Here is a 1409-nt window from a genome sequence, read left to right as displayed (position 1 = left end):
TAGTTCAATACAGAGGTTTAAACATTTAGCAATAGAACACTAGTAGAACTATATATTCAAAGTTTAAAACTAACAAGCATGGACTCAACATGGAACTCAACAAGATAGTTAAAAATATTCTTCAACACGATTTACTCTAAATCTATTGGCATAAGTTGGAATATGGGGGTGAATGAAATTATTGTCTACACATTGACTGATAACGGTTAGATTTTAAGGAAGGTTCTTCTGCAGAGTATACTTATAGGAGCCATACCTTCGTAATGTAGGAAACTTATTTAATATGATATAAAATTATTTTATCTTAATTGTTATTTTCATATAAAAATATGGTCTGTAATAGACCAGTTTTGGCGTTAATCTGGTCAGAATTAGACTTATTAGTACAAACTTCTTATTATACTGTTGTGGAAGAAAGGTTAAGGAGCTACATCGCGGAATGGCTCACCTCTCCTCTCCCAAACGTCATAAGGAGAGACATTTCACTCCCTTTAGATAAAGACTACATAATAACCGTAACTGGCGGTAGAAGAAGCGGTAAAACGTTCACTTTATATCAGACTATCCAAGACATAATAAAGAGCGGTTTAGCATCTCATGACGAGATACTTTACGTTGATTTTGAAGATTATAGATTAAAGGGCTTTAAGGTAGAGGACTTAGATAAGATTTTGACCATTTTTGTGGAGTTGACCGGAAAACAGCCTAGATATATTTTTCTAGATGAAGTTCAAAACGTTGAAAACTATGGAAGTTGGTTTAGGAAAAGGCTTACTTCCAGAGTTTACCTCTCTGGTTCTTCATCGCTACTAACTCCCTTAAGAATCGCCGAAGAGTTGAGGGGGAGGAGTGTAAACTATGAAGTTTTTCCGCTCTCCTTTAAGGAATTTTTAAGATTTAAGAGTTTCGAGTATAATAGGTTAATTGAATATACATTTGAAAGAGGCAAAATACTGTCGCTTCTGAGGGAGTACCTATATTACGGCTCCTATCCAGCTGTAGTTCTTGAAAAAGAGAATAATGAGAAGATAAGATTGTTGAAATCCTATTTTGATTCGATTATAGTAAGGGACTTCTCGACAATTAAAGCTGATATTGCTTCACTTTTTGCTAACTATTTGATATCAAATTACGCTAGACCAACAACTATCAACAAGGTTTATGAATATATGAGAAGCTTAGGGATTAAGATAGGGAAGGAGACAGTCATCGAGCTCTTCAATAGGGCTAAGGAGACTTACTTTTCCTTCTTTGTAGAGGAGTTTGAGAAGAGCGAGAGGAAGAGGAAAGCCAATCTGAAAAAATTATACATAATTGACACTGGTTATCCGACGGCTTTAGGCTACGAATTTTCAATATCCAATGCAATGGAGAATTTAGTATACATAGAGCTTCTGAGGAGAGGGTAT

1 protein-coding gene is annotated in these 1409 nt (G+C 35.1%); it reads left to right on the top strand.

Going from position 1 to position 1409, the window contains the following annotated elements; genetic code table 11:
• Positions 1–329: 329 nt before the first annotated feature.
• A partial coding sequence (locus DMP16_RS09865) for an ATP-binding protein (protein ID WP_143577189.1) occupies positions 330–1409 on the top strand: 1080 nt, incomplete at its 3' end.

Origin of the sequence: Sulfolobus sp. B1, assembly GCF_007050195.1 — an archaeon.
Taxonomy (GTDB): Archaea; Thermoproteota; Thermoprotei_A; order Sulfolobales; family Sulfolobaceae; genus Saccharolobus.
This window is presented reverse-complemented; position numbering and strand designations above follow the sequence as displayed.